This window comes from Carboxylicivirga sediminis (assembly GCF_018156225.1).
Taxonomy (GTDB): domain Bacteria; phylum Bacteroidota; class Bacteroidia; order Bacteroidales; family Marinilabiliaceae; genus Carboxylicivirga; species Carboxylicivirga sediminis.
Genome location: NZ_JAGTAR010000004.1, coordinates 101,649 through 125,592, shown reverse-complemented (window position 1 = coordinate 125,592; position 23,944 = coordinate 101,649). Strand labels below are relative to the sequence as shown.

Here is a 23,944-nt window from a genome sequence, read left to right as displayed (position 1 = left end):
CTAACTTTTTATCCTAAAAAGAAATATTACTCTTTTACAGGTGTGAACGAATAGGGATAAGCATCACCTTCAAGTCCCCATTTTTTATTTGGTCGACTGCTCATATGGAAGATAAGCTCTCCGCCTTCAACAATATCGCTGTGCTTGATGAATGTTCTGTTCAAAGGTTGACCATTCAATGTCACCGACTTGATATAGATATTTTTTGAAGACACATTCTTAGCACGGATCGTGAACTGCTTGCCATTTTCCAATTGCAGCACTGCCTCATCCACCGATGGAGAACCAATCACATACTCACCCGAACCCGGACAAACCGGATAAAAGCCCATCGATGAGAATATGTACCAGGCCGACATCTGCCCGCAATCATCATTACCACACAACCCATCCGGCTTGTTCAGGTATTTGGTGCGCATAATCTCATGGATACGCTCAGCTGTTTTCCATGGTTTACCGGCCCAGTTGTACATGTAAGCTACGTGATGACTTGGCTCGTTACCATGAACGTAACCACCCATAATCCCCTCACGGGTAATATCTTCGGTGTGCTCAAAGTACTCATCAGGAATATGCATGGTGAATAACGAATCGAGGTGCTGAGCAAAGCGTTCTTTACCGCCCATCTCATTGATTAAACCACCTACATTTTGAGGCACATACAAAGAGTAATTCCATGAGTTACCTTCGATAAAACCAGCACCATGCGTATCCAATGGATCAAAATTAGGAAGATGATCGCCTGCTTTGGTTTTAGGGCGTACGTAGCCTGTGTGAGCATCAAACAGGTTTCGCCAGTACTCCGAACGCTCCATATACTCTTTTGTAACAGACTCTTTACCCATCGCCTTAGCTAACTGAGCAATCGTATAATCATCGTAAGCATACTCCAAAGTGATGGAAGCCCCGTAATGACTGGTTTCATGTGGAACATATCCATACTTTTTATACTCACCAATGCCTTCGTAACTGTCAAAATTGGCGCTTGACAAACATGCTTCGAGGGCCTTCTCCGCATCGAACCCTTTGATACCATTTACATATGCATCGGCAATAACCGGTACGGCATGGTATCCAATCATACACCAGTTTTCGTTTCCGTAATGGCTCCAGATTGGTAAAATGTTATGAACACTTTGTTCATAATGCGCCAACATAGAATTCACCATATCCGATGAACGCTTAGGCTGAATCAATGTTAACAACGGATGCTGAGCACGGTAAGTATCCCACAACGAGAAGATTGTATAGTTGGTAAAGCCATCGGCCTGGTGAATATTATGATCCAAACCGCGGTATTGACCATCTACATCCATATATTCGCTTGGATGAATGAATGAATGATACATCGACGTATAGAAAGCTGTCTTCTTTTCTGCGTCGGCCTCTACTTTAATACGACTCAACTCCTTATTCCACATCTGCTTTACTTCACTGCGTGTACGATCAAAGTCGAAATGAGGCACTTCGGCCTGCAGGTTTTTCAGCGCTCCATCGGTACTCACTGCTGACAAAGCAAATTTGATTTTAATCTCTTCTCCTTCTTCGGTATCGAAATCAAAATTAGCCGTTAAGGCTTTGCCCGCCATCTCCGGGAAGTTATCCGTTTGGTCGAACTTACGCCAGAAACCATTGTACTTCACCTCTTCGTTGTTGCTACAGCCATAGCTTTTGATAGGCTTTGAAAAGCTCATGGCAAAATACTGGTAGTTAGTACGCGCCCATCCACGAGTGATGCGATAACCCGTTACCAAAGTATCATTCTCAACACGAATGGTTGACCACAATACCTTTCCATCGTAATTATAAATACCATGCGTCAAATCCAAAATAATATGCGCCGCATCCGATTTTGGAAAGGTATAACGGTGAAAGCCTACGCGCTGTGTCGCTGTCAGTTCCGCTTTGATTTTATAATCATCCAGCTCAACCGTATAGTATCCAGGCTCAGCCGCTTCCGTTTCTTTGCGAAACATGGAGCGATACCCTTTTGACGTATCATCGATAGTACCCGGGTTGTGCTGTACCTTGCCCACCGTTGGCATCACCAGGAAATCACCTAAATCGGAGTGACCTGTTCCACTAAAATGCGTGTGTGCAAAACCCACAATCGACAGATCGGTATATTGATAACCGGCACAGTAGCGGTACACTTCCTTATTGTATTTGCCTTCGTGAAAAAACTGTACGCTGTCGGTTTCGGGACTTAACTGCACTATTCCGAAAGGTGCACATGCACCCGGAAAAACGTGTCCCATTTCCTGCGTACCGATGAAGGGATCCACATATTGCGTAAAATCCTCATTTTGCGCCTTAAGCATCAAACCTTGAATTATTAACAGACTACTTAGTAATATCTTTTTCATAATCGTTGTATTTCAGAACATTGCCAGAGTAATGTGTGCAACACATTGAGTTCCTGACGAAAATTAAAGCTTGCTAGTTGACATGGATGGTGGATAATGTTCTTCCGCAGAAGCCCACTCTTTGTTTGGTGTATCACCCAATACAAAATGGATATGTCCGCCCTCTTTGATATCATTGAAAGAGAACCAGCTTTTATTCCATTCCACACCATTTATCATCACCGATTGAACATAAACATTCTTATCAGAATAATTTTCAGTATCAATAACTAATTTGTTGCCGTTACTCAAGGTCATTGTTACAGAAGGTATTGCCGGAGAAGTAATTACATACTCATCGCTACCCGGACAAACCGGATAGAAGCCCATCGCATTAAAGATGTACCAGGCACTCATTTGTCCGCAATCGTCATTACCACACAGCGAGCCAGGCTCATTGCCATATTGGGTATCGATAATGTGACGGGTTAACTGCTGCGTTTTCCATGGTTGACCAACATAGGCATACAAATGCGTTACATGGTGACTTGGCTCATTACCGTGCCAGTACTCGCCAATACGTCCGTGAATATCATCCACGCCTTTGTAATCTTTACCGCTGCTATAAGCAAATACAGAATCCAGCTTATTAGCCATCGTCTCTTTGCTGCCATACAGTTCTACCAATCCTTTTACATCATGCGGAACGGTCCAGGTGTATTGCCAGGTAGTACCTTCGGTAAATGCCCCCAAGTGCTCAAAGTGATGGGTATCGAAATCAGCCATCCATTGCCCTTTGCTGTCTTTTGGGCGCATCCAGCCAATTTCCTTATCGAACAGATTCTTATAAGCCAAAGCACGTTTACTAAAACGTTTGTAATCAGCCTCTTCACCCAAAGCCTTGGCAAAACGAGCAATGCAATAATCATCGTAGGCGTACTCTAATGTTTTAGAAACCGACTCGTTCTCCAAATCGTAAGGTACATAACCCAACTGCTCATACTCTGCCGTTGCATCGTACTCAGGATGCGTGGCGGAGTTCACACAAGCTTCGTAAGCCAGTTCCCAATCCACTCCCTGAACACCTTTGAAATACGCGTCAACAATCACCGGTACGGCGTGATAACCAATCATACACCAGGTTTCGTTATTCCAGAACGACCAGATTGGCAAGAGCTTATCAGGACTTTGCTGATAATGCGCCAACATGGCATTAATCATGTTCGCATTCCGGTCAGCCTGTGTCAAACAGAACAAAGGATGCGTGGCGCGATAAGTATCCCACAATGAAAACACTGTGTAATTATCGAAATCCTTACACTCGTGGATATTCTGGTCAAGCCCACGATAGTTGCGGTCCACATCGAAATAGGTTGTAGGCGACATAAACGCATGGTACGCCGCGGTGTAGAACGTTTCCTTCTGGTTTTGCGTGCCTTCCACTTCAAACTTTGCCAACTCCTTATTCCACAAATTCTTACTTACTGACACATATTTCTCGAAATCCCAGTCAGGCATTTCCGCCTTTAGGTTTTTCATGGCATTGGCCGTACTAATAGGCGAAATACCCACCTTCACGCTCAATTGCTCTGCTTCGCTTGTCTGGTAATCGGCCACCAACTGAATATCCGGTCCGGCTGCTTCTTTACTGCTTCGGAAACGATACGTTTTGTACGAATCGTACTTTACTTCTTTTCCTCCTGAAAAGATGCGCGCAGCATCAAACGGACGTGAGAATTCGGCCGTGAAATAAACATAGCGCTCCTTGGCCCAACCTTTTACCTGGTGCATACCGGCAATGGTGGTTTCATTGATCACCTGCACATTGGACCAAACCACATCAAAACGCAATACATGACTCAAATCCAGCACCACATGCGCACTGTCCGAAGCCGGAAAGGTATAACGCATCATACCTGCACGATTGGTCGATGTCAGCTCTGTTTTGATGTTGTAATCATCTAACACAACCGAGTAATAACCAACCTCTGCCGTTTCATTCTCATGCGAAAACTTAGACAGATAGCCAGGCTCTGAAAAATCCTTTTTACCAGGGCGGATATGCGTTTGTCCTACAGTTGGCATAAATAAAATATCGCCCATATCAGGTATACCTGTTCCATGTAAGTGCGTCATTGAGAAGCCATAGATGGTACTATCTGAATATTCGTAGCCTGAGGCAGCACCCCATTGCCACTTTTCAGTATCCGGACTAAGCTGTACCATTCCAAAAGGTACCTGTGCACCCGGATAGGTATTGCCCTCGCCAAGCGTGCCAACCAAAGGCTTAACAAATTGGGTGTAATCCTTTTGTGTTGTCTGCTCCTGCCTGGCATTTGGAGCGCATGCAACAAGTATATAAAGACTTAGAAGAGTAATCAGTTTAAAATATGTCATCAGCAGTCTGTTAAATAAACTATTTGAAAAATTCCGACTGTGCCTGATAATTATCTGAAACGCATATTGAAATCAGACACAGCCGGAAGAAGCATTCTTAAAACCTCACTTTTTAAACAACTAGTTGGATAAGTTAGGGTTATTATCGGTAGCTGTTAAAGGATAGGGGAATACCTCTTTGCCTGCTGTTGGCTTTTTATCCCACCAGGCTTCACCAAACTTACCAAAGCGCACTAAATCCTGACGACGGTGTCCTTCGAACGAAAACTCACGTCCTCTTTCAGCCAGGAACTCATCCAAAGTTAAAGTAGCTTCGTTATAGTTATGATCGGCATTGCCAAACGCACGCTCTCGTACGTCATTTACAATTGGCAAAGCATCTGCAGCCTTACTAAGTCTTACTAAAGCTTCTGCTTTCATCATCAGCGCATCGGTGTATCGCCAGATAACATAGTCGTTATTGAGCTCCCAAGCTTCGCCAACAACTACCTCATACTTCACACTTCGGGCACCTTCATCCTCACGTGAATTGGTCATACTGGTAATGTCAACAGTCAGTACCAATGGTTCATCTTTGGCTTCCTCAACACCCAATAATGGGTTACCATCCTGATCAAACTGTGGTCCGACAAGGAATTGCTCAAGGCGTGTATCGGCTGCATCAAATGAACGATAGTGATCTGGTTGTACTACAATACCATTCCAGGGCATGTATTGCAGATTAAATCCATGCTGATGACTATAATGCATCATAAATGCATGATGATAAAAGCCGGTAATCTTACTTTCTTCGAAAGGAATAACAAAGATATTTTCGTCACAGTTTTCATTTCTGGCTTTGAAAGGCTCCTTCCAGTCTGCCACCATTGTATAGCCCTGAATTTTATCCACTTCGTTGATACAGTCCTGCCAACGGGCGGTTCCGGTATACACTTCGCTATTCAAATATACTTTTGCCAATAGCATGTGAGCCGCCGCTTTTGTAAAATGTCCATAAGCTGAAGCATCGCCTTTAACCGGTAAATCATTAATGACTGCAGCTATTTCGTCTTCAATAAACTGAATCACATCGGCGGCGGCCAATGGTTCTGGTGAACGTGGTTCTCCCACCTTTGTCACTACCGGCACATCACGAAAATTATCCACTAACAAGTAGTAATGATAAGCACGCAGAGCACGCATCTCAGCCTTCATCTGTTCAATGGAAACAGGCAGGTTCATATTCGATACATCCACACTCTCAATGTTATTCAGGAATTCATTACAATATCCAATGGCCTGATAAGTGTTATTCCAGGCACCTTTAATCTCATGGTGCTCCGGGGTCCAGGTGTGGTAGTGCAATTGCTGCCACTTACCGCCATCGTACCCGTGTTTTCCTTTTTGAGTCCATGCCGCACAGTCCGAGCTTAACTCTCCGCAAATCCAGTGTGCCAGTGACGAGGTAACATACAAACGCGTGTAGGGCTTCAGGTAATTAGCTGTCACCTCTTCTGCAGAACTGTAGAATGTTTTAGTGGTGGTTTCAGAGTACACCTTCTCATCCAGGTTGGTACAGGCAGCCAAACCTATCAGGATGAGTAATGCTGTAAATGAATTATATAATCTATTCGTTTTCATCGATTTGATTTTTAGAATTTAACGTTTAAACCTAAAGTATATGTTGTTGTACGAGGATAGAAACCACGCTGATCAACACCGGCTCTGGCACCCAGCTCCAACTCAGGATCCAATCCTGAATAGTTTGTGAAGGTGGCCACATTCAGTGCGGAAAAATATACGCGTGTATAATCCAAACCGAATAACCATTTTTTAGGTAAAGTATATCCTAATGTAATATTGTCCAGTTTCAGGAAATCACCTTTCTCGAGGTAATAATCGGAGTATTGAGGATCGGCATTAACCGGTGAACTACTTGCTGAACGTAACATGTTACCCGGGTACCAAAGCGGATTGCCATAGTACATCTTATTCACATTCAGGATGTCAAAACCAAAGGCCCCTCTGAAGTTCATTGAGAAATCTACGCCTTTAACGTTTACATACGGACTAAAAGACAGATTGATTTTGGGATTACCATTACCTAAAAAGGTACGGTCAGCATCGGTAATGCCTTCTTCGCCATCAAAATCCTCAAAAATCCATTCCCCGTTTTCTGTGAGACCCTTATACTTGTAGCCATAGAATGAACCGATTGGATGGCCTTCTTCGTAACGGAAAATAGTCCCCAGCTGACCAGGAGCAGGCAGATCTTCGTAGTTAACCGCCTGGAACTGGAAAGTATCATCAGACAAGCTCACCAACTTATTTTTATTGTACGAGAAAGTAGCGTCTAAGCCAACATTCCAAACACCATTATTTAAAATTTTAGTGTTCAAAGCCAATTCAACACCCTGGTTATTGATCTCACCAATGTTTGAAAGTACTTCGTTATGAATCATTGGTGGTACCTGTGCTACAAGATTCCATAACAAATCGCTTGTTTTACGCTGATATACATCAACCGAACCACTTAAACGGTTATTGAAAAACCCATAATCAACACCAATGTTAGTTTCTTTTTTGGTTTCCCACTTCAGGTATGGGTTAGGGTTGGTCGTTGACCCGTATGATTTAATATACTGACCGTTCAGCACATATAAACCGCCTGCACCCATTCGTGGAATAGACAGGTAGGGGCTGCCAACAATGTTACCTGTAACGCCATAGCCTACTCTTAATTTTAACTCATTCAGCCAATCTGTATCGCTCAGGAAATCTTCCTCAACAATACGCCAACCGGCAGAAACAGCCGGGAATGTTGCCCATTTGTTGTTTTCACCAAACTTAGAAGAACCTTCGCGACGCACTGTGGCTGAAAACAGGTACTTACTCTCATAAGAGTAGGTGAATCGACCAAAGAAAGCAATCAGTTTTTCAGTTTGTTTGTAGCTGTCCATTGCTGCACGACCGTCAGCCAGGCCACTACCAGCACTTAAATCATGGTACTTCTGCGCATCGCTGATAAAGTCTTTATTCTCAGCCCAAAACTCTTCGTATGAGCGTCCCTCATAGCTATAACCACCTAACAAGGTTAACACATGACTGTTAATTACTTTTTTGTAGTTGGCTGTACCTTCAAACATCTTTTTATAGTTGTGCCATGTCTTTTGCTTGGCTCGCCCCAGGTAACCTCCTGTTTCTGAACTGCGTGAACCAATCTCATCGTATTCATGCTCCAGCAAATCACGTACGTCAATGGCACCAAAACCACTCAAAGTGAAATTATCAAACACTTCAAAATCGGCTCTTAAGCTCATCTGGCTATTTTTCTCTTTTCCACCACGACGCTCCTGCTCCAGACTGGCAACCGGGTTGAACTCACCATAGCCACTTGGTTGCCAATAAGTACCATCGCTATTTTTAACAGGCTGAGTAGGATTAAGAATAGCCGCCATATCGAAAGCCGAATAGGAAGTATAATCCTTATCAATAATAGTTGATGACATGTTCAACTGTACTTTCAAACGATCATCATAGCCTTTATGAGTCAGATTAATACGACCGTTCAGATATTCCTGACCCGTATTAATAACGATACCTTCAAGGTTACGGTAATTGACAGAAGCACGGTAGCTCAATTTCTGGTTACCACCTGAGAATGAAACGTTGTGAACATGTGACACATTCTTACGGATGATCTCTTCAGACCAATTGGTATTGGCACCGCCATCAACATAATTAATACCGGTAGCATCACCGTAAGCACGGTATTCATCAGCAGATAGTACATTTGGTAAAGCCACTGCATCTTCTGTAGATACATAGCCTGAATACTCAACTTTTAAATCACCTGTTGCACCCTTCTTGGTAGTGATGATGATAACCCCATTGGTTCCGCGTGTACCATAAATGGCAGCTGCCGATCCATCGCGGAGTACATCCATGCTTTCAATATCTTCCGGGGCTACTGAGCTAATATCACCGCCCGTGATTCCATCGATAATAATCAACGGATCGGATGTTGCATTTAACGAAGAAGTACCACGCAAACGTACTCGGGGAGACGCATTTGGATCAGTACCTGCTGTACGAACAATCTGTAATCCGGCTACTTTACCTTCAATTGACTGCAAAGCGTTGGTTGCAAATCCTTTATTGAAGTTATCAGCTGTTACTTTAGCAATTGAGCTGGTTACCTCAGTCTTCTTCTGGATACCGTATCCCACAGCTACCACTTCCTGCAAACCAATAGACTCTTCAACTAAAGTAATATCGATAGAAGGACGACCAGCCACATTCACATCCTGAGCCTGAAAGCCAATAAATGAGAAAGTCAGAACCGCATCCTCTGAGCCTACCTCAATCTTATAGGTGCCATCTACACCGGTAATAACACCGTTTGCTGAATTAGCTTTTTCGAACACGTTTACCCCAGGTAACGGTTCACCCGTATCATCAGTTACCAGACCCGACACCACCAATTGCTGTTGAGCCATCTGCCCGGTATTGTCCTGTCCCTGATTAGCTGAAGCACTAACAGGATAAATAATAACATTATTGTCAACGATTCGGTAATCAAGCCCCTTTTGATTTAGTAATATCTGAAGCACTTCAGAAATTTCTTTATTAGTGGCATTAATAGTAACCTGGCTGTTATCATTAACCAAGTCATTGTTATAAATAAAGTTAAGATCGCTTTGAGTTTTCAAAACCTCCAATGCTTCCTTGAGGCTTGCATTGTTAAGCTTAACGTTTACCTTCTGCGATTGCGCCTCGGTAAGAGCCGAAACCTGAAGGCTGAAAAAGATGATTAATCCTAATGTCAATCTCATGACTTTCCACAATTTACCGTAGGAATTGTCTAAACACAATCCTTCCCGGAACGGTTTTTTTTTCATAAATTTGAACTGTTTACGTGTTAAACAAAAAAATTGAAATCTAATTTTTGAGGAGATGTTGGCGCATCTCCTTTTTATTTGTCTTTACATTGCTGCTGATTTTTATTGTATTATTTCGATATCACAATATATTCTCCAGATGTTTCAAAAGTAAATGGTCTGGCTGCCGATAGGAATCCTAAGAGCTCAAACAGATTGGCATTACTGAAATCACCTGAAAAACGATATGCTTTTACCTCATCATTAAGAATAATAATCCTGGCATTGAATCGTCGCTCCAGTATACGGACAATTTCAGCCATCGTATGATTGTAAAACACCAGTTTACCATCGCGCCACTGCTCCGCAATTTGCTGCTTGTGAGGTTGTATCTGTAGTTCCCCGGTTTTTTTATTCAGTGTGGCAGCATATCCTGGCTTCAGAAAAACCGGTTGTTGCTTGTTAAACTCTCCGTCCAACTGGATTTTTCCTTCATCCAGCACTGCCTTTATCTCGTCCTCATCAGCATATGCTTTCAGGTCAAACTTGGTACCCAAAACACTTACTTTCAAATGGGATGTTGTGATCTCGAAAGGTTTGTCTGCATCTTTAGCTACATCGAAGTAACCCTCCCCTGATAGGATAACCTGTCGTTTATCTGCCGTGAAATCTTTTTGAATTACCAACGATGAGCCGGCATTCAGATCAACTTTTGTTCCATCGGGCAACACAACTTTCTTTATTTCCCCAACATTAGCCACATATTGTATCAACTCATTATTCTTATCAACCAACAAATTCCAGGCTAATGAAATGCCCAGTGCAACCACTAAAATGGCCACGGCACTATACCAAATGGTCATTTGAGGTCGCTTAACATCCTTAACACCCATCACTCGCTTCATCGTATCTGTCATGATACGTTCACGTGATTGTGATTTGACCTTTGGAAAAAACTTTTGCCAGAACATCTGAAGAACATGCTGCTTAGCCACTAATGTTTCATCTTGCTTTAGTTCATCAGTTAATAACTCATGCTCAGTATCAGTCAGTTCGCCATTCAACTGTTTGGCCAGTAATCTGTATTTCTCTTCAATATTATCCATGCATCATCTGCTTTGCATATACATGACGCAAAGAGCATGAAAATCCCCAGTGAATTTTTTGATTTTTTTTAATAAAATTTTGAAATTCGATTATATCTAACTGATATACTGCCGCTATCTATAAGCAAGGTATGAACTTAAAAACAATCTTATGAAAACTTATTTGTTAGTATTTTTAATGACCTTCTCTTTAATAAACGGTTATGGTCAATCAACAAAAGAAAACATTTACGGTTCAAATCTTGAAATTGGAAAGTATGCAACAATTAATGGTAATAAAATTTACTATGAGACTTATGGACAAGGTACTCCTTTATTGTTACTCCATGGTGGATTAGGATCCATCTCGAACTTCATGTATTCAATTCCCACTTTCTCGGAACATTTTAAAGTTATTGCAATAGATAGTCCGGGACATGGTCGTTCAAGCCATGTTGACTCTTTAAGTTATCCCTATCTTACCGAAAGGATATCAGAGTTTATTGATTATCTGAAGCTGGACAGCTTATATATACTTGGCTTTAGTGATGGTGCTGTAGTGGGACTGCAGCTCGCAGCAGACCGACCTGACAAAGTAAGAAAATTAATTGCTATAGGTGCTAATATACGATTAGATGCACTTAGTGAAGGCTCAATTAACTGGATGAGAAATGATATGATTGAGTGGGCTAAGAATAAGGATGGATGGTGGAGTAAAAACATTTTACCATTGCTGGAAGAACCTGAAAGATCAGATATTTATCTTGAGAACACTAAAAAAATGTGGCTGACGAAAGTTTATGTGGAAGATAAAAAGGTTCAGTCAATTAAAATACCTACAATGATTATGCAAGGGGATAAAGATGGGATAAAAAATGAACATGCTGTAGAGTTATCCAATTACATCGAGAATTCTCAACTATGTATATTGCCAAATACTAATCATTATGTCTTTGGATCGAAACCTAAAATGGTAAATCAAATAGCAATCGATTTCTTTAACGAAAAATAAGGATGCATATCACAATCTATAAGTCATACCATCACCGTTAACAACCAGATATAGCAAGAAAAATACGTAAGGTGTTTAAGCCATTTCCACCTTCCTCCTTATCAATGGATTCGCAAATTTTCTTAACGGCCGATGCCACGTGGTAGTCAACCGTTTTAACTGAGATATTCAGTAATTCCGCAATTTCCTTGTACTTAAGTCCCTGTATCTTGGCCAAAGAAAATACCATTTTGGTTTGTGGAGCCAGGTAATCAATAGCTTTGTATATCCGCCTTAACTGCTCTTCTTTAAGTGCGGATTCATCAGGAGTATCTATCGGTTCGAAATAATAATGATTGATATCCTCTATGGAAACCACTTCCTGGTGTTGTTTGCGCAGATAGGTAATAGCCTGGTTCCTGACAGCATTAAACAAGTAACTTTTAATATTAGCTACCTTATCGAGCTGATGACGTGTCTGCCACACTTTAACGAAGATATCACTCACCACTTCCTCGGCCAAAGGAGAGCTGGCCAATATACCTTTTGCAAATAGATAAAGTGCATCAGAATAGCGATCCATTAAACGCGCAAACTCAAAGTGATTGCCATTTTGGATGAGTGACAGGTTAATATTTTCGCCGGACTGGTCCAAGCCAACTGGTTATATGGGTTAATGCCTCAAAGATAACGGAATTGCTTAGTCATTAACAAACTCAGATTGTAAAACGCAAAAAAGCGCCCTGCACTGCAAGACGCTTTTTGCTTATTATCTTATTGAAATCAAATCAGATACTGGAACAGATCTGGTTTCTCATTTAAATATTCAGCAACAAATCCATTTTCCGCCATGCGCTTTTGCAAACCTTCAAAGTCTTCAGGCTTTTGCACTTCAACACCAATCACAACAGGCCCCATGGCACGGGCTGTCTTCTTTTTGTATTCGAAATGGGTGATATCGTCACCAGGTCCCAGTACTTTATCAACAAAGGTTTTCAGAGCCCCTGCACGCTGCGGGAAACGTACTATAAAATAGTGTTTCAAGCCTTCGTACAGGAGGGAGCGTTCTCTAATCTCTTCTGTACGGGTAATGTCGTTGTTACTGCCACTAAGTATGCAAACCACATTTTTACCAATAATCTGCTCAGCATAAAAATCCAGTGCAGCAATACTCAATGCGCCTGCCGGTTCCACCACAATAGCCTCGTAGTTATACAGTTCTAATATCTTTGTACAGATTTTACCTTCAGGTACCAGTATGAGATCATCCATCACGCGTCGGCATATTGGCAGTGTTATGTTTCCCACCTTTTGAACCGCCGCTCCATCCACAAATTTATCTATCTCCTCCAGCTCAACAACCTCGCCTTTCTCCATAGACTGCTGCATGGCCGGTGCTCCTGCAGGCTCAACACCAATGATCTTTGTATCCGGGGTGATCTGTTTGATATACGCCCCTAAGCCAGAGATTAATCCACCTCCGCCAATGGGTACAAAGATATAATCGATGGGCTTATCGGTCTGCTCTAATATTTCGAGTCCAACGGTGGCCTGACCTTCGATTATCTGGGGATCATCAAAGGGATGAATAAATGTTCGACCCGTACGTGAACACTCTTCCATAGCTGCATTGTAAGCATCATCATAAGTGTCACCTTTTAACACCACCTCAACATAGCCTTTCCCAAACATCTTGACCTGATTCACCTTTTGCTTAGGCGTAGTGGTGGGCATATATATAAAGCCGTTGATGCCTAGTTTTTTGCACGAATAGGCCACACCTTGTGCATGGTTGCCAGCACTGGCACACACAATACCTGAAGATACCTGCTGCTTGGTCAGACTCTTAATCTTATTGTAGGCACCACGAATTTTATATGAACGTACTGTCTGTAAATCCTCTCTTTTGAGGTAGATATTGGAACAATACTGTTCTGAGAGGTTGAAGTTGCGCATCAGTGGCGTTGTTTCAACCACCTCACTTATTGTCTTTTTAGCTTGTCGGACAGCCTCCAGTGTTGGGTAATAATCCTTAAAAGCTGCTATTCCGTTTTTTGTTGTCATTTTGTTGTTGGGATTTGTAACAAAAAACCTGTCAGTTCATATGAAACTGACAGGTTTGGTACTATTAATTATTCTTGATGAAATTAGTGAGCCAATCGCCTACTTCCGACGTTTTACTTGCTTTGCCATCTCGGGCTATATCTTCGGTCACCACACCTGCATCGAGTGATTCATTAACAGCATCGCGCACTGCTTTGGCCTCGTCCAGCAGGTCAAGTGATTCCAAAAGCATAGCAGCGGATAATACCGTTGCAATTGGGTTGGCAATATCTTTACCAGCCGCCTGTGGGTATGAACCATGGATAGGCTCAAACACAGAAGTATGAATACCTACTGATGCTGATGGCAACAAGCCAAGTGAACCAGTGATAACCGAAGCTTCATCGCTGATAATATCGCCAAACATATTCTCTGTGACCATTACATCAAATTTCTTTGGCCACTGTATTAATTGCATGGCAGCGTTATCAACAAACATGTAATCCACCTCTATATCTTTATAATCAGCTTCCATAGCTTGAGCTGTTTCGCGCCACAAGCGAGAAGTGGCCAGTACATTGGCCTTATCTACCACAGTCAAACGCTTATCGCGCTTACCGGCATATGAGAAAGCCAGCTTCAGAATGCGCTCAATCTCTTCTGTTGTGTAGGTACACGTGTCAAAGGCCTTTTTCAAATCCTCTGAGCGCCCTTTCTCACCAAAATAGATACCGCCAGTTAACTCACGTACCACTACAAAATCAGCTCCTTCAACGATATCCAGACGCAATGGGCTCTTATCTAAAAGAGATGGGAATGTTGTTACCGGACGGATATTGGCATATAATCCCAATTTCTTGCGCATAGCCAGTAATCCTTGCTCAGGACGCACTTTAGCCTTAGGATCATTATCGTATTTAGGGTCACCAATGGCCCCAAAAAGCACAGCATCAGAATTCATACAGATCTCGTGCGTTTCATCCGGATAAGGATTTCCCACCTTGTCGATTGCCGTAGCACCAACCAGTGCATTTGTGTAGTTTACTTCGTGGTCAAACTTAACGGCAATCGCATCAATTACTTTCTGTGCTTGTGCCACTATCTCTGGTCCGATGCCGTCACCCGGCAAAACTGCAATGTTTAATTTCATCGTTAGATAATAGATTATTAGACATTAGACTGTTAGACCTTTTTCCGATAAGAATTTGTCTTATCATCTATTGGTCTAATATCTAACAGTCTAGTTTATAATTTTCAAATTTCCGTTTTCAATCAGGTTAAGCATCTTAACAGTTGCCTTAATGGCTGCTTCAGTCTGGTCAGCATCCAGGCCACGTGTTTTAAATAGTTTGCCCTTAAACTCCCATGAGATAACTGTTTCTACAAGCGCGTCTGTCTTTCCGCCTGGCGGGATAGTTACGATGTAATCCTCCAGTACCGGATGATTTTTACCCAGTTTCTCATAAATCTTCCAGATGGCATGCATAAAAGCATCGTACTGCCCATCGCCATTGGCTGTTTCCTGGTGTAGCTCACCATCAATCTCAATACTCACATTGGCTAAAGGCATCAGTCCTTTGGTCAATTGCAAGCTGTAATTTTTTACTTTAATGTGCTCTTTGATAGATGAACTCTTAAGCACATCTGATATAATATAAGGCAAATCTTCGGTAGTTACCGTTTCTTTTTTATCACCCAGCTCAATAACACGCTCTGTTACCTTTTTCATTTCCTCAGAAGAAAGGTCAATCCCCAGTTCTTCGAGGTTTTTAAGGATATTGGCCTTACCCGATGTTTTGCCCAACGCATATTTGCGCACTCGCCCAAACCGCTCAGGCATCAGGCGGTTGAAATACAGGTTATCCTTATTATCGCCATCGGCATGAATACCTGCACACTGCGTAAAAACAAACTCGCCAGTCAACGGTTTATTGGTTGGTATGCGAATGCCTGAAAAGCTTTCGACCAACTGACTGACCTTTGTGATCTTAGCCTCCTCAATATTTGTTTTAACCCCCAATTGATCGTTCACTAAACCTACTACACTGGCCAAAGGTGCGTTTCCTGCTCTTTCGCCCAAACCATTGATGGTTGTATGAATGCCTTGCACACCTGCTTTAATAGCGGCATACACATTAGCCACAGCCAAATCGTAATCGTTGTGGGCATGAAAATCAAGATGCAGGTTTGGATAGCGCGTGATGATAGAAGAGCAGAACTCTTTTACCTGATCCGGGTTTAAAATACCCAGTGTATCAGGCAGCATAAAACGCTTAATGGTTGAATCCTGCAGTTGATCCAGCATGAAATAAACATAGTCGGGTGAGTCAATCATCCCATTCGACCAGTCTTCCAGGTAGATATTTACATCAATATCCATTTCTTCAGCAGCCTGCAATACCTTCCTAATATCAGCTACATGCTCTTCGGGCGTTTTGCCCAACTGCCCGGTAACGTGCTTCAACGATCCCTTGGTCAGCAGATTAATGACTCTTCCTCCGGCACTTTGTATCCATTCCAGAGATGTTCTTCCGTCAACAAAACCCAGTACCTCAACTTTATCTAGCAAACCTTTTTTTGCGGCCCACTCTGTTATCTTCTGCACCGCCCGATATTCGCCATCGCTGACCCGCGCTGATGCTACTTCTATCCTGTCCACCTTTAACTCTTCGAGCAGCATGGTCGCCATGGCCAGCTTCTCCGATTCGTTAAACGACACCCCGGTAGTTTGCTCGCCGTCGCGTAAAGTGGTATCCATTAGCTCTATAGTCATGTAATCTCTTGGTTTTTGTGGTTATTGGTTTTGCTATCTGTTTAGCCAGTTTTTCATCATTCCGACCCCGTTCGGCGATGGCGCGCCGAACGGTAGTCGAGATGACTTTCTATCTATTATCAAACTCTGCTAAACATTAATCAGCTGTTGTTCTGCTAGAACTTAACAGCCTGTGCTTCGTATGCTTCGATCTCCTCACCCAGGCTTAATAAATAGTCGATATCGTCGTAGCCATTCATTAAGCAATTTTTCTTGTAGGAGTTGATTTCGAAACCTTCTGACTCGCCTGTTGAAACATTAGTGATGGTCTGATTCTCCAAATCAATCTTCACTTCTGCCTTATTATCCGCATCAACCGCCTTGAATAATCCGGCTAAAAATGTTTCAGACACTTGAACCGGCAACACACCATTATTTAAAGAGTTACCTCTAAAAATATCGGCGAAGAAGCTGGAAACAACCGCTTTGAATCCATAGCCGGCAATTGCCCAGGCCGCATGCTCTCGACTGGAGCCACTTCCAAAGTTTTTACCAGCTACCAACACAGTACCTGAGTATGCTGGATTGTTTAATACAAAACCGGCTTTGGGTGAACCATCTTTTTCGTATCTCCAATCGTAAAACAGGTTATCACCAAAACCATCTTTGGTGGTTGCCTTCAGGAATCGGGCCGGAATAATCTGGTCTGTATCCACATTTTCGATTGGCATTGGAACAAACGAAGTCTGCACTGTTACAAATTTATCTATTGGCATATTTCTTCCTCCTGATTATAAGTTAAAGATGGTACGTGGATCAGTTACAACACCCGTTACTGCAGCAGCAGCCGCTGTTAACGGGCTAGCCAGCATAGTACGTGAACCAGGTCCCTGACGACCTTCGAAGTTACGGTTAGATGTAGCCACCGCATACTTACCTGCCGGAATCTTATCATCGTTCATCGCCAGACAAGCTGAACAACCAGGCTGACGCAATTCAAAACCGGCTGCTTCCAACTGCTCCTTTAAACCCTCTTCAATAGCTTGCTTCTCAACCTGCTTACTTCCAGGTACAATCCAGGCAGTAACACTTTCAGCTTTTTGCTTGCCTTTTACAGCCTCACAAAAAGCACGTAAATCTTCTATACGACCGTTAGTACAGCTACCAACAAAAACGTAATCAACCTGCTTGCCTTCCAGCTTATCACCGGCTTTAAAGCCCATGTACTCCATCGACTTCTGGAAAGAACCTTGAGAACTATCTTCAATCGAATCAAGCGTAGGAATGTACTCACACACTTTAGCACCCATGCCAGGGTTGGTACCGTATGTAATCATCGGCTCAATATCGGCGCCATCAAAAGTCAGTTCCTTATCGAACTTAGCATCTGCATCAGTCACCAGTGATTTCCAATAAGCCACTGCCTTATCCCATGCTTCACCTTTAGGAGCCTGTTCGCGTCCTTTGATGTATTCAAAAGTGGTTTCATCAGGTGCGATCATTCCACCACGGGCACCCATTTCAATACTCATGTTACAAACAGTCATGCGGGCTTCCATCGATAGGCTGCGAATAGCAGAACCTGCAAACTCAACAAAATAGCCGGTTCCACCACCTGTTGATAACTTAGAGATAATGTAAAGGATGATGTCTTTTGAAGTCACTCCTTTACCAAGCTCGCCTTCAATGTTAATGCGCATGCTCTTTGGCTTAGGCTGCATGATACATTGTGTGGCCAAAGCCATCTCCACCTCACTGGTACCGATGCCAAAGGCAATGCTACCAAATGCACCGTGTGTAGATGTGTGGCTATCACCACAAACGATAGTCATACCCGGCTGTGTAATACCCAACTCAGGCCCCACAACATGCACAATACCATTATAAGGATGGTTCAAACCATACATGGTAATGCCATTCTCCTCACAGTTCTTCTTCAGCGTTTCCACCTGATGACGCGATAGCTCATCCTGAATGGTCAAATGCTGGTTAACTGTAGGAATGTTGTGGTCAGGTGTAGCAATCACCTGCGATGGACGTGCTACTTTTCCTCCTCTGGCTTTTATACCACCAAAAGCCTGTGGACTCGTTACTTCGTGGATGAAGTGACGGTCGATATAAAGGACATTAGGTCCGTCGTCAATCGTTTTGACAACGTGACTGTCCCATATTTTATCAAATAATGTTTTTCCCATATTTTTAGCTATTAGCTGCTGGCTGTGAGCCGTTAGCTTATTTTTTAGGCACTTGGCAACATCTTCCGCCTTCTGCCTATTAACTACTGACTAATCACTAATTATCCGATTTTTGAAATGGCATCTAAAAACGCTTCAACCGATGCGGTTATGATATCCACATTAGCCGAGAAGCCGTAATATGTATGCCCTTTGTGTTCAACTGTGACATGAACTTTACCCAAATCATCACTACCACGCGTTATGGCCTGAATCAGGAACTCCTCAAGGTGCACTTTCCTTTTTACCAATGCTTTAACCGCGGTGAAAGAAGCATCAATTGGGCCATTGCCCGAAGCGGTTTCGGTAAATACATCACCATTGAAGCTCACTGCCACTGTTGCAGTTGGTATGGTTGAGCTACCTGAAATCACCTGCAAGGATTCTAACTTAATAGAACGATCTTGTTTTTCTTTTTCAGAACCAGCCAATGCTTCCAAATCTTCATCGGCCACATCTTTTTTCTTATCGGCCAAATCAAGGAACTGCTGATAGATTTCGTCCAATTCCGGGCCTTCAAATTCGTAACCCAACACATGCAAACGGTGCTTCAATGCAGCACGACCACTACGTGCAGTCAATACAATACTAGACTCTTTTACACCTACCTCAGCCGGATCGATGATCTCGTAGTTCTCACGATTTTTCAACACACCATCCTGATGGATACCCGATGAGTGAGCAAATGCATTACGCCCTACAATGGCTTTGTTGGCCTGAACCGGCATACGCATCAAGGTAGAAACCAATCGGCTGGTTTTCATGATTTGCTTCGTATCGATTCCTGTTCTATAGTCCAGATCGTGATGCGATTTCATGGCCATCACCACTTCTTCAAGAGATGTATTACCAGCTCGCTCACCTAATCCGTTAATGGTGACTTCCACCTGGCGGGCCCCATTAACAACTCCTGCTAATGTGTTGGCAGTCGCCATTCCCAGATCATTGTGACAGTGTGTAGAAAGAATTGCCTTATCGACATTAGGCACATTATTAACCAGATAGGCAATTTTTGCACCATATTCGGATGGCAGGCAATAACCTGTTGTATCCGGAATATTAATAACAGTAGCTCCGGCAGCTATCACTGCTTCCACCACGCGGGCAAGGTATTCATTGTCTGAACGACCAGCATCTTCGGCATAGAATTCTACATCTTCAACAAATCGCTTGGCGTATTTAACAGCTTCCACTGCACGCTCTACAATTTCGTCTTCGTTAGAATTTAATTTGTATTTGATGTGATAAGGTGATGTACCAATACCGGTGTGTATGCGGCCACGCTTGGCAAACTTCAAAGCATCGGCCGCCACTTCAATGTCTTTTTTAACAGCGCGTGTTAAAGCACAAATAGTTGGATTTTGAACAGCCTTTGAAATCTCGACCACCGAATTAAAATCTCCAGGGCTCGAAATGGGGAATCCAGCTTCAATCACATCCACGCCGAGCTTCTCGAGCTGACGGGCTACTTCTATCTTTTCAATAGTGTTTAACTGGCATCCCGGCACTTGCTCGCCGTCTCTTAAAGTGGTATCGAATATATAAACTTTATTATCCATGATTAATGTTTTTTGGGTTTTCCGAATTCCTATCCCCTTCGGATTTTGTTTTGTCTGCGACAAAAAAGCTATCAGCCAATAGCTATTAACTGCTAGCTCTTTATATCTCACAAAAGAGTTAAGCTTCGGGATCAGCTACAATCAGATAATCCCGATAGCTCTCATATTATTGGTTTTCTGGTCTCAATTTACGAACAGCAGCACCTGCCTGCCACATTTCTGAATCGCGTAACTCTTTCAACTCAGCTTCTAACTTAGGGCGATAATCGGCCTGACTGTTAGAGTCGATTGAACGTTGTGCCTCGTTACCGGCCGCTACTTCAGAATATAATTTCTCAAATACTGGCTTAGTCGCATCACGGAAAGGCTTCCACCAATCCAAAGCACCACGCTGAGCGGTGGTTGATGTATTGGCATACATCCAATCCATACCATTTTCAGCTACCAACGGCATCAGGCTCTGAGTTAATTCCTCAACAGTCTCATTAAATGCCTCAGAAGGTGTGTGTCCATTGGCACGTAACACCTCATACTGAGCAGCAAAAATACCCTGGATACATCCCATCAAGGTACCTCGCTCGCCAGTTAAGTCAGAGTATACTTCACGTTTGAAATCTGTCTCAAACAGATAACCTGAACCAACACCGATACCTAATGCGATAACACGGTCTTTGGCTCTACCTGTAGCATCCTGGAAGATCGCGTACGAAGAGTTCAGGCCACGTCCTTCAAGGAACATACGACGCAATGAAGTACCTGATCCCTTTGGAGCAACAAGGATAACATCCACATCAGCAGGAGGTACAATACCTGTACGCTCTTTGTAAGTGATTCCGAATCCGTGTGAGAAATAAAGTGCTTTACCAGGTGTTAAGTACTTTTTCACAGTGTCCCACATCTGAATCTGACCAGCGTCAGACAGCAAGTATTGGATAATTGTTGCTTTTTCAAGCGCCTCCTCAATTTCGAAAAGAGTTTCACCAGGAACCCAACCATCAGCAATTGCTTTATCCCATGTTTTTGATTCCTTGCGCTGACCAACAATCACGTTAAAACCGTTGTCTTTCAGGTTAAGGGATTGCCCTGGACCTTGCACACCGTAACCAATTACAGCAATCGTTTCGTCTTTTAATACTTCACGTGCTTTTTCCAATGGGAATTCTTCCCTCATTACAACGTTTTCTTCAACGCCTCCAAAATTAATTTTTGCCATGATTTTATTTGATTAATGTTTATTTCTTTGAGCAACTGATCATTAGAAACCAGCTACTAGCTTTTATTTCTTTATTATTTAGTCTTGATACTTAACTCTAGTCTAAAAGACTCTTCTCTTTTTCGAGCTTTTTCAGATAATTAGACAGCAGCTCTTCCTTGAGTTTGGTTACCGCAATGCGACCTGAACGAACGAATTGCTGAACACCAAAATGGTCAAGCTTTTCAAACAGCTCTTGTGTTTCGCGCTTGTGCCCGGTCTTTTCGATAACCGTATATTCTTTGGTCACCTCTAGAATACGCGCACCATACTGGCGAACCAAACGCTCAATTTCATTACCATTGAGTAAAGACTCCGTTTTTACTTTATACAATGCTACTTCCTGATGCACAATTTCATCGGCCGTAAATACATAGGCCTTAATAACATCAATGCGTTTTTCAATTTGCAACATCAGCTTATTGACCTGCTCACGAGATGTAAATACCACAATGGTAAACTTATGAATGCCCGGAATGGCTGATTCTGAAGTTGTCAGGCTCTCGATATTAATATGACGACGTGTAAAGACGGTTGTCACCTGGTTTAGAAGACCTACGTGGTTTTCAGAATATATTGATAATGTGAATTCTTGTTTCATCTTCTTTAAATGTTGAATTGTCGATTTGGTAATCTGTTAATTTGGTACTATTCAAGGCGAATATCTGAAACTGAAGCGCCCGTTGGTACCATCGGGAACACGTTACCTTCTTTCTCAACCACCACTTCCAATAAATAGGCTCCCTTGTGCTCAGCCATACGGTTTACGGCAGCATCCAAATCATCACGTTCGGTTACTTTTTCGGTGGCTATGCCATACCCTTTGGCAATCATCTGGAAATCGGGATTAATCAATTCGGTTGATGCGTAGCGTCTGTCAAAAAACAACTCCTGCCACTGACGAACCATTCCCAGGAAGTTATTATTCAGCAGAATTATCTTCACATCAGCTTGTGTTTGAAAGATAGTCCCCAGCTCTTGTATGGTCATCTGAAATCCGCCATCGCCAACAAACAGGCATACCGGACGATCTGGTTGACCTAATTTAGCACCCATAGCCGCTGGCAAACCAAATCCCATTGTTCCCAGTCCGCCGGATGTTACCACGCTTCTTGTTTGTTTAAACTTGAAGTAGCGTGATGCCATCATCTGGTGCTGGCCAACATCGGTTACCATGATGGCATCATCACTGTATTGCTCAGTCACGCGCCTTATCACTTCTCCCATGGTTAAGCCTTCCTTGGCCGGAAAAAGCTCTGGTTGTATAATTTTTTGAGTTTCAATTTTATCACAAGCCTTAAACTCACTTAACCAGGCCTCATGATTATTCTTCGACACCATGTCGGTTAACATTGGCAATGATTCTTTCACATCGCCCAACACCGGCACATCGGCGTAAATGATTTTATTGATTTCTGCTGGATCAATCTCCAGATGCACCACTTTGGCATTGCTGGCATATTTCTGCACATTACCCGTTACACGGTCATCGAAGCGCATGCCGATAGCCACTATCAGGTCTGCCTCATTGGTTTTAACATTTGGCCCGTAATTACCATGCATTCCAAGCATTCCAACGTTCTGTTCAAAATCGGATGGCATAGCTGACAATCCCAGAAGTGTCCAGGCTGCAGGCATACCTGTTTTTTGCAAAAACTCCATCAGTTCGTTTTCAGCACCACCAAGCACCACTCCTTGTCCTACCAGGGCCAAAGGTTTTTTAGCCAGGTTAATTAGCCGAACCGCTTCAGCGACCTTATCTGCCTTTACGGCCGTTCGTGGTTTATAGCTGCGCACCTTATTAACAGGCTTGTATTCAAAGTCGAATTGAGCAAACTGAGCATCTTTAGTTATGTCAATCAACACAGGCCCGGGACGACCAGTTCGTGCAATATAAAAAGCTTTGGCTATAGCTTCCGGTATTTCTTCGGCACGCTTCACCTGGTAATTCCATTTGGTAATCGGCTGCGTGATACCTACTACATCAGTTTCCTGAAAAGCATCGGTGCCTAATAACGGTGAAGCCACCTGACCACTGATGACAACAAGCGGTGTTGAATCCACCATGGCATCGGCTATACCGGTAACGGCATTGGTTGCACCAGGTCCACTTGTAACAAAGCAAACGCCAACTTTGCCAGTGACTCGCGCATAGCCCTGAGCCGCATGAACAGCTCCCTGCTCATGACGTGTCAGAATGTGGTTCAACTTATCCTGGTAGTGGTAAAGTGCATCGTACACCGGCATAATCGCCCCACCCGGATATCCGAATAATAAATCTACTCCCTCATGCAACAAAGATTGCATTACGGCTTCGGAGCCACTCATCCGTTTCTTTTTCATTTCTTTGGCTTCCATGGTTGATGTTTGCGTTTGTGTTTCCATAATATTTAGCTTATGGCTGATAGTTACTTGCTAATAGCTATC

The 23,944-nt window shown here is 42.9% G+C and carries 16 protein-coding genes; 1 reads left to right on the top strand and 15 read right to left on the bottom strand.

All coding sequences use genetic code 11. From position 1 onward, the window contains the following. Window positions 1-26: 26 nt before the first annotated feature. The 5 genes from KDU71_RS04340 to KDU71_RS04320 all read right to left on the bottom strand — a co-directional run bounded on the left by KDU71_RS04340 (window position 27) and on the right by KDU71_RS04320 (window position 10,707). Window positions 27-2,366 (bottom strand): GH92 family glycosyl hydrolase, encoded by a 2,340-nt coding sequence (locus tag KDU71_RS04340; RefSeq protein ID WP_212188685.1) that lies wholly within the window; start codon window positions 2,364-2,366, stop codon window positions 27-29. A 63-nt stretch (window positions 2,367-2,429) separates the two neighbouring features. After that, on the bottom strand, window positions 2,430-4,742 hold the full coding sequence (locus KDU71_RS04335; protein ID WP_212188684.1) for a GH92 family glycosyl hydrolase: 2,313 nt from the start codon (window positions 4,740-4,742) through the stop codon (window positions 2,430-2,432). 120 nt (window positions 4,743-4,862) lie between these two features. Further along, complete coding sequence (locus tag KDU71_RS04330) at window positions 4,863-6,362, bottom strand: RagB/SusD family nutrient uptake outer membrane protein (RefSeq protein ID WP_212188683.1); 1,500 nt, start codon at window positions 6,360-6,362, stop codon at window positions 4,863-4,865. An 11-nt stretch (window positions 6,363-6,373) separates the two neighbouring features. Beyond that, window positions 6,374-9,556 carry a TonB-dependent receptor gene (locus KDU71_RS04325; protein WP_212188682.1) on the bottom strand — a complete coding sequence of 1,061 codons (3,183 nt, stop codon included), beginning with the start codon at window positions 9,554-9,556 and terminating at the stop codon, window positions 6,374-6,376. Between the two features lie 176 nt (window positions 9,557-9,732). After that, the gene (locus KDU71_RS04320) at window positions 9,733-10,707 is read right to left on the bottom strand and encodes a FecR family protein (RefSeq protein ID WP_212188681.1); all 975 of its coding nucleotides are present in this window, start codon (window positions 10,705-10,707) and stop codon (window positions 9,733-9,735) included. 151 nt (window positions 10,708-10,858) lie between these two features. Here KDU71_RS04320 and KDU71_RS04315 point away from each other — a divergent pair, with 151 nt between their 5' ends. Then, window positions 10,859-11,698 (top strand): alpha/beta fold hydrolase, encoded by an 840-nt coding sequence (locus KDU71_RS04315; protein WP_212188680.1) that lies wholly within the window; start codon window positions 10,859-10,861, stop codon window positions 11,696-11,698. Between the two features lie 37 nt (window positions 11,699-11,735). Here the strand turns inward: KDU71_RS04315 and KDU71_RS04310 are convergent, their stop codons facing one another. From KDU71_RS04310 to ilvB, 10 genes are all read right to left on the bottom strand, one after another. Continuing rightward, window positions 11,736-12,332, bottom strand: coding sequence for an RNA polymerase sigma factor (locus KDU71_RS04310; protein WP_212188679.1), 597 nt, complete (start codon window positions 12,330-12,332; stop codon window positions 11,736-11,738). A gap of 128 nt (window positions 12,333-12,460) precedes the next feature. Next, window positions 12,461-13,741: a threonine ammonia-lyase gene (gene ilvA, locus KDU71_RS04305; RefSeq protein WP_212188678.1), complete on the bottom strand. Its 1,281-nt coding sequence runs from the start codon at window positions 13,739-13,741 to the stop codon at window positions 12,461-12,463. A 64-nt stretch (window positions 13,742-13,805) separates the two neighbouring features. Continuing rightward, entirely contained in the window at window positions 13,806-14,870 is a 1,065-nt protein-coding gene (gene leuB / locus KDU71_RS04300; protein WP_212188677.1) for a 3-isopropylmalate dehydrogenase, read from the bottom strand. Window positions 14,871-14,960: 90 nt separating this feature from the next. Next, window positions 14,961-16,493, bottom strand: a complete 1,533-nt coding sequence (locus KDU71_RS04295; protein WP_212188676.1) for an alpha-isopropylmalate synthase regulatory domain-containing protein — start codon at window positions 16,491-16,493, stop codon at window positions 14,961-14,963. Window positions 16,494-16,648: 155 nt separating this feature from the next. After that, a complete protein-coding gene (leuD, locus tag KDU71_RS04290; RefSeq protein WP_212188675.1) occupies window positions 16,649-17,248 on the bottom strand; it encodes a 3-isopropylmalate dehydratase small subunit in 600 nt (199 codons plus the stop codon). A gap of 15 nt (window positions 17,249-17,263) precedes the next feature. Next, window positions 17,264-18,667: a 3-isopropylmalate dehydratase large subunit gene (gene leuC, locus KDU71_RS04285; RefSeq protein ID WP_212188674.1), complete on the bottom strand. Its 1,404-nt coding sequence runs from the start codon at window positions 18,665-18,667 to the stop codon at window positions 17,264-17,266. Window positions 18,668-18,768: 101 nt separating this feature from the next. After that, a complete protein-coding gene (locus KDU71_RS04280) occupies window positions 18,769-20,265 on the bottom strand; it encodes a 2-isopropylmalate synthase (RefSeq protein WP_212188673.1) in 1,497 nt (498 codons plus the stop codon). A gap of 166 nt (window positions 20,266-20,431) precedes the next feature. Continuing rightward, a complete protein-coding gene (gene ilvC / locus KDU71_RS04275; protein WP_212188672.1) occupies window positions 20,432-21,478 on the bottom strand; it encodes a ketol-acid reductoisomerase in 1,047 nt (348 codons plus the stop codon). Between the two features lie 97 nt (window positions 21,479-21,575). Beyond that, window positions 21,576-22,118: an acetolactate synthase small subunit gene (gene ilvN / locus KDU71_RS04270; protein WP_212188671.1), complete on the bottom strand. Its 543-nt coding sequence runs from the start codon at window positions 22,116-22,118 to the stop codon at window positions 21,576-21,578. 47 nt (window positions 22,119-22,165) lie between these two features. Continuing rightward, window positions 22,166-23,902, bottom strand: coding sequence for a biosynthetic-type acetolactate synthase large subunit (gene ilvB / locus KDU71_RS04265; protein WP_212188670.1), 1,737 nt, complete (start codon window positions 23,900-23,902; stop codon window positions 22,166-22,168). Window positions 23,903-23,944: the final 42 nt, after the last annotated feature.

What these genes read in the sequence shown, in the direction of transcription:
- KDU71_RS04340 (WP_212188685.1), bottom strand. Translation starts at nt 2,366, where the DNA reads ATGAAAAAGATATTACTAAGTAGTCTGTTAATAATTCAAGGTTTGATG.
- KDU71_RS04335 (WP_212188684.1), bottom strand. Translation starts at nt 4,742, where the DNA reads ATGACATATTTTAAACTGATTACTCTTCTAAGTCTTTATATACTTGTT.
- KDU71_RS04330 (WP_212188683.1), bottom strand. Translation starts at nt 6,362, where the DNA reads ATGAAAACGAATAGATTATATAATTCATTTACAGCATTACTCATCCTG.
- KDU71_RS04325 (WP_212188682.1), bottom strand. Translation starts at nt 9,556, where the DNA reads ATGAGATTGACATTAGGATTAATCATCTTTTTCAGCCTTCAGGTTTCG.
- KDU71_RS04320 (WP_212188681.1), bottom strand. Translation starts at nt 10,707, where the DNA reads ATGGATAATATTGAAGAGAAATACAGATTACTGGCCAAACAGTTGAAT.
- KDU71_RS04315 (WP_212188680.1), top strand. Translation starts at nt 10,859, where the DNA reads ATGAAAACTTATTTGTTAGTATTTTTAATGACCTTCTCTTTAATAAAC.
- ilvA (WP_212188678.1), bottom strand. Translation starts at nt 13,741, where the DNA reads ATGACAACAAAAAACGGAATAGCAGCTTTTAAGGATTATTACCCAACA.
- leuB (WP_212188677.1), bottom strand. Translation starts at nt 14,870, where the DNA reads ATGAAATTAAACATTGCAGTTTTGCCGGGTGACGGCATCGGACCAGAG.
- KDU71_RS04295 (WP_212188676.1), bottom strand. Translation starts at nt 16,493, where the DNA reads ATGACTATAGAGCTAATGGATACCACTTTACGCGACGGCGAGCAAACT.
- leuD (WP_212188675.1), bottom strand. Translation starts at nt 17,248, where the DNA reads ATGCCAATAGATAAATTTGTAACAGTGCAGACTTCGTTTGTTCCAATG.
- leuC (WP_212188674.1), bottom strand. Translation starts at nt 18,667, where the DNA reads ATGGGAAAAACATTATTTGATAAAATATGGGACAGTCACGTTGTCAAA.
- KDU71_RS04280 (WP_212188673.1), bottom strand. Translation starts at nt 20,265, where the DNA reads ATGGATAATAAAGTTTATATATTCGATACCACTTTAAGAGACGGCGAG.
- ilvC (WP_212188672.1), bottom strand. Translation starts at nt 21,478, where the DNA reads ATGGCAAAAATTAATTTTGGAGGCGTTGAAGAAAACGTTGTAATGAGG.
- ilvN (WP_212188671.1), bottom strand. Translation starts at nt 22,118, where the DNA reads ATGAAACAAGAATTCACATTATCAATATATTCTGAAAACCACGTAGGT.
- ilvB (WP_212188670.1), bottom strand. Translation starts at nt 23,902, where the DNA reads ATGGAAACACAAACGCAAACATCAACCATGGAAGCCAAAGAAATGAAA.